The organism is Microbacterium sp., from assembly GCF_052099035.1.
Lineage (GTDB): Bacteria > Actinomycetota > Actinomycetes > Actinomycetales > Microbacteriaceae > Microbacterium.
The window spans coordinates 1-3,950 of the sequence record NZ_JBQDSX010000133.1; the positions used below are offsets into that span (position 1 = coordinate 1).

The following is a 3,950-nucleotide window of genomic DNA, read 5'->3' on the forward strand; positions in this document are numbered from 1 at the left end:
CCTCGCGCACCTTGTCCATCATTCCGGCGATCTGCTCGACGTGCGGCTTCTCGGTCTCGATCCACAGCAGGTCGGCACCGTTCTGCAGTGACGTGATGCTGTCGAGCACGCAGCGCTCCTCACCGGTTCCGGCGCGGAAGCGGTACAGGTTGCTGGCCAGGCGCTTCGGGCGCAGCAGCTTGCCGTCGCGCTTGATGACGACGTCGCCGTTGCCGAGCTCGTCCTCCGAGATCTCCTCGACATCGAGGAACGAGTTGTACTGGTCGCCGAGGTCGCCGGGGGTGGTGGTGACGGCGAGCTTCTGGGTGAGGCCGGCGCCGAGTGAGTCGGTGCGGGAGACGATCACGCCGCTCTCGACGCCGAGCTCGAGGAAGGCGTAGCGGACTGCGTTGATCTTGGCGATGAAGTCCTCGTGGGGAACAGTGACCTTGCCGTCCTGGTGACCGCACTGCTTCTCGTCGGAGACCTGGTTCTCGATCTGGATGGCGCAGGCGCCGGCCTCGATCATCTTCTTCGCCAGGAGGTAGGTGGCCTCGGGGTTTCCGAAGCCGGCGTCGATGTCGGCGATGATCGGCACGACGTGGGTCTCGAAGTTGTCGATCTGCGACTGGATGAACTCTGCCGCGGTGTCATCGCCTGCTGCGCGGGCGTCGTCGAGCTTCACGAACAGGAGATCGAGCTCGCGAGCATCCGCCTGGCGGAGGAATGTGTAGAGCTCTTCGATGAGCGCGGGTACGGCGGTCTTCTCGTGCATCGACTGGTCGGGGAGCGGCCCGAACTCGGAGCGGAGGGCGGCGACCATCCAGCCGGACAGGTAGAGGTAGCGCTTGTTGGTCGTCTTCAGGTGCTTCTTGATCGAGATCATCTTCTGCTGACCGATGAAGCCGTGCCAGACGCCGAGCGACTGCGTGTAGACCGAGGAGTCGGCGTCGTACTCGCCCATGTCGCGTCGCATGATGTCTGCGGTGTACTGGGCGATCTCCAGCCCGGTCTTGAATCGGTTCTGCGCACGCATTCGGGCGACCGATTCGGGGTTGATGGCATCCCAGCTCGAACCGGCCTCGTCCTTCAGTGCCCGGATGGCTTCGATGTCGTCTTGGTAGGCGGTCATGATGTGTCCTTTGCTGTGATGGCGGTCGGCGTTACCTCCACTCTTAGGCAAGAACTGCACCCGTCCATACCAAATCGACACAGAAAATTGACGATTCTTCTACGAAACGAAAGCCTTCGTGTGCCGACGACTCGGGGGCGGCCTCGCTGATACGGTGACCTCGATAGCTGTCCGCGGGGCGGCGAGGTGGAGGGCGCGCGACATGAAGCGAATGTCCCGGTGGCGTGTGACGTGCGTGGCGCTGGCGGTGACGGTGGCCGTCCTCATCGGAGTCATCCCCTCCATCACGACGGCGACGCCCGCATCAGCGGCGACGGACGGACAGATGATCTACCCGGCCTCGGGCACGATCCAGTCCAAGGTCGGCGATGGATGCCGTTCGAACACGCGTGTCCATGACGGCATCGACATCTCGGGTCAGGGCGGCACGCCCATCCTCGCCGCCTATGACGGCGTTATCAGGACGCGCGCGTGGAGCAACGGATACGGCAACTACGTCGACATCGAACACATCGGCGGGTACGTCACGCGGTACGCCCATATGGTTTCGCCGGGCCTGGCCGCGCCCGGCACGCGGGTCGTGCGCGGCCAGCAGATCGGGGTGGTCGGCAGCACGGGCAATTCGACGGGCGCCCACCTGCACTTCGAGGTGTGGCGAAACGGCTCCGTGTACTCCGCGATCAATCAGGGGTTCGTCTGCCTGTCCACGGTCACGCGTGGCAAGCCTCTTCCCCTCACCTTCCCCGGTCTGCGTACGACACCGCTCTCGCCGGTGTCGTCGGCGGATTTCAACGGTGACGGCAAGGCCGATCTGCTCGGCGTCGCCGCCGACAGCGATCTGCAGTTCCTCGCGGGCAACGGCGGCGGGGGCCTGCTTCCCGCGTCGGTCATGACGAGCGGATGGGGTCTCTACCGCCATCTGACGCACACCGACCTGAACGCCGATGGCAGAGCGGACATGCTCGCGGTGCGCGGTGACGGCCTGCTCGAGTACTACGCCGGAGGGTCGGGTATCGGGTTCGACCGCTATGACCGGTTGGAGCTCGGGTGGTACGACATGCTGCATGTCACGTCCGGCGCCGACTTCTCCGGCGACGGCCTTCAGGATGTGCTCGGAGCATCCAAATCGGGCGTCCTCACCGTCTACAGCGGCAACGGCAGCGGTGCGCTCTCCGGTCCGCGCACGACCGTCGGCAGCGGGTGGGACACCATCAAATTCCTGGCCGGTGGTGATTTCGATGGTGATGGCATCGGCGACATCATGGCCGTGGCGAAAGACGGCAACCTCTACTTCTACCGGGGGCTGGGAAACCGATTCAGTGCGAGAGTCGGCGTCGGAAGCGGTTGGGGAGCATTCACCGCGTTCACCGGGGGCGTCGACTACAACGGAGACGGTCGCGTGGACATCATCGGTCGTGATGGAGCGGGGAACCTCTATCTGTATCCCGGCGACGGAACGGGCCGGCTCAAGAGTCGGATCCTCATCGGCTCCGGGTGGGGCGGGTACCTGCAGCTGGAGTGAGGTGCGCGCGGGACGTGTCTCGCGCGCACCTACAAATACTCGCCTGACGAGTCGTCAAGCATCGCCGCCAAGGTCGCCGGTGGAAGCATCGCCGAGTACACGAGTTGCCCCATGCCGGGCGTTATTCCCAGCACCTCACCGGGTTCGATCTGCCAATCCTCGGCGGTCATTCCAGGCACGGCATTGAGCACGACCGCAACCTCCCTGGGGTCGAGGAACCCCTCCGTCGCGATCGCGAGGTAGGTCTCACCGTCCTGTGACTTGACCCAGGCGATCAGCCCCTGCCCCTGGGAGGTAGCCTCGACCGGACCGCTCGAGTGCGCCGAGCGGAAGATCAGCTCCCGGACGACGCGTTGAAGCGCAACCACGCCAAGAGCAGCCTGCTCCGTCCGCCACCGTCGGAAGTCGACGTCCTGTGGCAGGAGGTGGTCACTGTTCACCGGAGCCGACGACCCCTTCGCGGCGCGTCGGCACTCGGCTTCGAGAGCGCTGTAGAAATCCTGGTCCTTCGAGTCGGCACGACGGTGCCCTCCGGCGACGAGCCATCAAAGCGGTGGGACGTCGTCGGGAATGTCGACCACACGACCACCGGCCCCTCGGTAGTCTCCGACCTTCACCTTGAACCAGACGCGATCATCGATGGCGAGCACGCGTTCTGCGCCGCCCGAAGCGGACTCATTCGGCAGACGCTGCGCCTTGGCGACCAGATCGTGCTCGGTCTCGTGCAACGGCACGTCGAGCGGCGCGAATTTCAGGCGGAGATCATCCAGGCATCGCTTCGTCGGGCGCACATGGCTCATAGACCCTGAGGCTACAAGTACCCACCGACAGCGAGTCAGCCACTGAATCCGCCAAGCTCATCGAGTTCACCGTCGCTTGCGCCGGTTAGAAGCTGAACGGCACTCTTTGTGGACCCGTCGAGCGTACGAAGCGCCTCCAGCGCCGCCTCTTGAATCTCCTCGCGATGACGCTCGATGTACTCGCGCACGGCGACATCAACGACGTCCTTCTTGGACGAGCGTAGAAAGTGAGCAGCGTGCGAAATGAGAGCGTCGGTCTCGCCGTCCACTTTGATCGGGGCAAGTGCGCCAGCCATAGTGGTATCTCCTTGTGCTTGGTACCAAAGTACCCCAAGAATCTGGAAGGCGCCAGACTGATGTCACGAATCTCAATCAGCCCTTACAGGAGTTACCACGATCATGATCAGCGCATGAAGAAACCCCCGCGATCCCAGTGTTTACAAGGGTTCTGCGGGGGTTTCAAGTGGCGGTGACGGTGGGATTTGAACCCACGGTAGGGGTGAACCTACACAACATT

At 63.9% G+C, this 3,950-nt stretch carries 5 protein-coding genes; 1 reads left to right on the top strand and 4 read right to left on the bottom strand.

What is annotated here, in order from left to right:
- Window positions 1-1,111, bottom strand: a 1,111-nt coding sequence (locus tag ACTIAO_RS17280; protein WP_441907307.1) for an isocitrate lyase, incomplete at its 3' end; no start/stop codon positions are given.
- A 202-nt stretch (window positions 1,112-1,313) separates the two neighbouring features.
- Between ACTIAO_RS17280 and ACTIAO_RS17285 the strand changes: the two genes are divergently transcribed.
- Window positions 1,314-2,633, top strand: a complete 1,320-nt coding sequence (locus ACTIAO_RS17285) for a peptidoglycan DD-metalloendopeptidase family protein (RefSeq protein ID WP_441907308.1) — start codon at window positions 1,314-1,316, stop codon at window positions 2,631-2,633.
- Between the two features lie 29 nt (window positions 2,634-2,662).
- On the opposite strand, the gene ACTIAO_RS17290 is transcribed toward ACTIAO_RS17285, so the two are convergent.
- From ACTIAO_RS17290 to ACTIAO_RS17300, 3 genes are all read right to left on the bottom strand, one after another.
- Window positions 2,663-3,073 (bottom strand): hypothetical protein, encoded by a 411-nt coding sequence (locus ACTIAO_RS17290; RefSeq protein WP_441907309.1) that lies wholly within the window; start codon window positions 3,071-3,073, stop codon window positions 2,663-2,665.
- A 105-nt stretch (window positions 3,074-3,178) separates the two neighbouring features.
- Entirely contained in the window at window positions 3,179-3,433 is a 255-nt protein-coding gene (locus ACTIAO_RS17295) for a hypothetical protein (RefSeq protein WP_441907310.1), read from the bottom strand.
- Between the two features lie 35 nt (window positions 3,434-3,468).
- The gene (locus tag ACTIAO_RS17300) at window positions 3,469-3,729 is read right to left on the bottom strand and encodes a hypothetical protein (RefSeq protein ID WP_441907311.1); all 261 of its coding nucleotides are present in this window, start codon (window positions 3,727-3,729) and stop codon (window positions 3,469-3,471) included.
- Window positions 3,730-3,950: the final 221 nt, after the last annotated feature.